Origin of the sequence: Nostoc sp. (assembly GCF_035638895.1) — a bacterium.
GTDB lineage: Bacteria > Cyanobacteriota > Cyanobacteriia > Cyanobacteriales > Nostocaceae > Nostoc.
Map to the genome: position 1 here is coordinate 1 of NZ_DASQZC010000468.1, position 4752 is coordinate 4752.

The 4752-nt window shown below is 44.7% G+C and carries 3 protein-coding genes; 1 reads left to right on the top strand and 2 read right to left on the bottom strand.

Annotated features, from left to right (window positions below; all coding sequences use genetic code 11):
- Both VE944_RS23545 and VE944_RS23550 read right to left on the bottom strand, forming a co-directional pair.
- Positions 1-558: DDE-type integrase/transposase/recombinase (locus tag VE944_RS23545; protein ID WP_324982708.1), on the bottom strand; the 558-nt coding region annotated here is incomplete at its 3' end.
- Positions 559-698: 140 nt separating this feature from the next.
- A complete protein-coding gene (locus VE944_RS23550) occupies positions 699-1154 on the bottom strand; it encodes a hypothetical protein (RefSeq protein ID WP_324982711.1) in 456 nt (151 codons plus the stop codon).
- A gap of 296 nt (positions 1155-1450) precedes the next feature.
- Here VE944_RS23550 and VE944_RS23555 point away from each other — a divergent pair, with 296 nt between their 5' ends.
- Positions 1451-4657, top strand: coding sequence for an NACHT domain-containing protein (locus VE944_RS23555; RefSeq protein ID WP_324982714.1), 3207 nt, complete (start codon positions 1451-1453; stop codon positions 4655-4657).
- Positions 4658-4752 lie beyond the last annotated feature (95 nt).

Below are 4752 nucleotides of genomic sequence, written 5' to 3' on the forward strand. Positions count from 1 at the left end.
TTTGAACTGAGCCTCAGAAAACGGGTTATCATCGCTTACCCTCGGTCGTGCAAAACTCTGTGCGAGGCCAAGTACAGCAAGAAGCTCAACAGTGTTACTCGCAGTCATAGGGCTACCACGATCGGAATGAATCGTCAACTGATTCGACTCTTCAATTCCTTGTTGGCGAATGGCTTCGCGGATAAAGTGTTGAGCTCTATCAGAATTTTCTTCATGCGTGATCATCCAGCCCACAACATAGCGACTGAATACATCGATCATCACGTAGAGAAAATAATATTTTCCCTTTATCTCCCCCGGAAGGCGCGTTATGTCCCAGCTCCAAAGCTGATTGGGTCCCGTCGCACTCAACACGGGTTTGTGATACTTCGGATGACGACGCTGGTCACGACGGTCCTTTAACTCTTTGGCCTCGCCAAGCACCCGGTACATGGAACTCACAGAACAAAGCCATTTTCCGCGATCCAGGAGCTTGCTAACGACCTGGTAGGGCGTGTCTTCGACAAACTCTTCAGAATGCAGCAAATCGAGAATTTGCTGCCTTTCTGCTGAACTCATGGCATTGGATGCACGACGAGGAATCTTCCGAAGTGGCCCCTGAACATGCCACCGGTTCATGCTGGAGCGGGATACACCTATCAAGCCTGAAAGCCACGATCGGCATACTCTTCTCTGCAGCATTTCCATTACGCCCTGTTTTACTCTTTCTCGCTTTTCCAGTCGAAGTCCGGCTGTTTGATTCCCAAGATCTCTGATACTTTTTTTTGAACTTCGATAACCACTTCCGCCTGCCGCAATCGCTCGTTCACTCGAGCAAGTTCCTTTTCCAGTTGCGCAACTTTCTTTTCTGCTTTAGCTTCCAGATTCGGTTTGGGTCCGCGCTTCTTGTTAAGAGCTCCGGTAAGTGTCTCTTCGGTTTCGTCCCGCCACTTGGCTACCTGGGCCGCATAGAGTCCTTCTTTCCTTAGAAGCTCACCAACCGCTCCACGTTTGCCTCGACATTCTTCGAGCCGTTCCAGTATTTCGAGTTTGTACTCTGGCTCGAATACTCGCCGTTTGGGTTTATCGTCCACCAATGAGCGCCTTATGCCTTCAGGTAATGATTCTGAAGTTGCTGAACCCACAAGCTTTTTGTCTTTGGATGTCTGGGACATGGATGAAGCCTCATTTCCGCCACTTTCATTATACTAATTTATCGGCAGAAACTGTCTCATACTTGGCTGAGATATAGGGACTCAAGACCATCAAATTTCAGAGAAAGGGAGTTGGCTGGGAATTTGATGATATCATTCTTGAGTTCGAATCTGACAACATCTCAAAGTATCTTGCCTTCTCGATTAAAAGTAATTCTTACATCACCGCCAATAAGTTCCCAGCAGATCTTGTTGAACTTGCGTGGAAGCAGTTTTGTAAGACAACTGACAATCCCTTTCGATCCAAACACGATTTCTTGGGCTTAATAACTTCAGGTACATCTACAGCGGCAATCGAAGCATATCGCAAACTTCGCAATTTTGCGACGAAACATAAAGGTCCGGATTTAGACATTCAGATCAAGCAACCAGAATTTACGAATCAGAACGTTCGGGATTTGTATGAAAGCTTCATTAAGCCTTCGTCCCTGAGCTGTACAACTCAACGGGCCGAAGTCATTGATCGACTGATACACATCGATGTGAATCTTGATGATCCAACTTCACCTTTGCTCACGCAAGCGCTCAGCAACCTAACTGCTGCGTTGTCCAAGAGCGATCCAAATGAACTTTGGATCAAACTCCAACACATGACGAAAACTTCTCGCTCGGTTTCCGGCGAGATCAATTTTCAGCATTTAATTGCTGAGCTAAGTTCCTTTGAAATTAAAGGTCAACGCCACTTAGACTCTGACTTGAAGAAGTTTAAAGATAACTACGAAACCGAAACAGAGAAAATAAAGTCCACTATAGGCAGCGACCTTTCTATTGAGAGAACGACTAACTTCACATGTCAGTTCATAAAAGGACAGATTAATGCTTTGATTGGCGAATCTGGTGTCGGAAAATCAGTTCTATTGAAGCAATGGACTAGAAGCTCTGAAAAGCAAATCATTTGGTTACCCTCTTCACTTTTCAAAGCGAGAAGTCTAGTTGAACTTAATGCTCTACTGGGCCTGCAAAACGATTTGTTCGATATTCTCAAATACGGCCCGAGTGAACAAATTGTGGTGATCGATGCCATAGACCGCCTCACTGGATTTGAAGAACGCGATTTACTAAAATCCTTTTTGATAAAATTTCAAAGGGATTCTGGCAATCGCCATCTCTGCGTGATTAGCTCGCAAGACCAAATATGGAAAACACTGGTTGGGACGCTATCGAGTCAAAACGTAGCCTTTAACGTCATTTCTGCACCCTACTTTGAAAAGGCCGAGCTGGACTTCGTTTCAAAGGAAAAGCCAAACCTTTCAGGCATTTTGAAGCACGGTCCTACACGCGAGATTCTTAAGAACCCCAAATACCTTGATCTCGCAATTCAGATGGCAGAAAGATCGTCGCTCGTTACAAGCAAGGCTATTAGCGAGCCGGTCTTAATTAGAGGTTTTTGGAATATATATAGCGACGGAAGTGCAAATCAGAAACAGGTTTTGCTCACTAAGTTGGCAGTTGAGCAGGCGGATGCAAATAACTTTCTCTCACCAATTAAAGACTTAATCGATTCAGAGTTTCAGTTGATTGATTCTCTAGTTAGAGACGGAGTTCTTAAAGCTCAAGATGGTTGGGTAAGGTTCTCCCATGATCTATATGGTGATTGGATTCGGCAGCGTTTTCTTCTCTCGCAAAGAGTAAGGACCCTCCAGGAAATCGTCCAACGCAAAAATAACATTTACTGGCACCAAGCAATCAGGCTCGCATCACTTGAAATCTTGGAAACAGATGGATTCGATAGCTGGAAGAAGGATGTTACGTCGCTAAAGGAAAGCGGAGACGATGTTCTTGTCGATCTATTTCTCGACATTGCAATCACCGCTCTTAATCAAGGTTCAATTCTAGTAACCATCCAGGAATTACTTTTCTCTGACAGTCTGAAAGTGTTGCATAGATTTTTGGAGCGGTTTTTGGCGTATGCTACCGCTCCAAATCCTCAGGTAATGAGCATGCGGACAGAACTTGAGTTAGATGAGCTGACAGCAGCTCAAATCAACAGAGTTCCCTTGTATGCATATTGGCCCAGTCTCCTAATTTTTCTTGCCGACAATATTGAAGACGCTAGCGGCGGTAGAGTTCAGATGGCTCAAATTGCTGAGAAATGGCTAACATTCACTCCAAACGATTTTCCGTTTCGTGAAGCGGCCGCCAAAATCATATACGCGTCCGCGAAATGGATTTTCGAGTTCAAGAGAGGTCCTGGACTCAGTTTGGTTCGGGACGACGTTGATAAGAAATGTTATCAGGCGCTTTTGGCGGCCTATCCCGACCTTCCAAACGAGATTGAAGATCTATGTCTGAAACTTATTGGGCTACGCGAAGATGGTATCGAACGTCCTAAGGCACCAGTTGTTCAATCAAAATCAAAAGCGCCACCTCCAATCAAGTCTATCGTAACTCGTAGAAGAATAGAAAAGAATGTTTTGCCTAACGGCCCCCAGTTCGAAAGGGATCAAGAATTTCAGACGGTCTGTTTGAATTCTCAAAATTTCATATACATCATAAAGTACAATTCTTCGCTCGCAGCTAGACTTCTTCTTGCAGCGATAATAGAAGAACCCCAAGAGTATGAGGATATTTATGATAGTGGTTGGCGGATAGATGAACGCTTTGGCACTGCTTATACTCGACAGTTCTATCCGCCTCTTTATTCAAGTTGTCCTTTTTTAAATTTCTTTAGAGCAGCGCCACAGCAATCACTGGATGCATTGATCTCACTTGTAAAGCTAGTCACAGATCGATGGGCAGAGAGAGAAAAGAAAAGGCAGCATGAGGTATTCGGATTTGATATCGAAATAAATGGCACCAAGAAATTCTGGCGAGGTGATTCCCAGGTATTTCTCTGGGCGATGGATTTGGCAAATTGCCCAGATATAGTAGTCGCCTTTTTAATGGCCTCCGAAAAGTGGCTGTATGAAAAAATTGACGCCAAAGAGAACATTGATCTTTGGATTGATCAAATTGTTCAGAAGAGTACCTCCCTAGCTTTAATTGGTGTTTTAGTCTCAGTCGCAAAATACAGTCCCAAACTTCTAGTTAAAAAGCTGCGCGGACTCTTGATCGTACCGAACATTATTTGGTGGGATCAGCATTTCTTGCTACAGAATCGGACAGGGATGACCTCCATGATCTCATGGTCCGGCCAGGATCGATACATGGCTAACCTTGCTCTGAAATGGTTTGGAATGGATCATCGCAAGACTTCGTTGGAGCAATGGGCAATTCACATTCTTCTAAATATTCCGGACATGACTGATTTTTTTGGCAAGGCGAGATCTAGCTGGGAAGAGGTTAACGATCAACCAGATCCTCAACTTGAAGCTCTGATTTGCAAGTTCAACCCGGCAAACTATCATGTTGGACAATTAGCAGATGGTACCCAAGTATGGAACTATTCCGCTCCGGCGGACTTTCTTGAGAAGCACAAAGGTAAGCGCCCCAGCAAGTCACGGTTAGACTCCGTCCCCACCTGATCGTATCCTGCCTCATCACCCGCAGTTGGTGATCAAAATACAGTTGAATTTTGAAGCGTCCGTTTGAGTGCTTGGTAAAGATGCAAAAGCCAGCC

Excerpts from the sequence above, each read along its gene's own strand:
- VE944_RS23550 (WP_324982711.1), bottom strand. The coding sequence starts at position 1,154 with ATGTCCCAGACATCCAAAGACAAAAAGCTTGTGGGTTCAGCAACTTCA.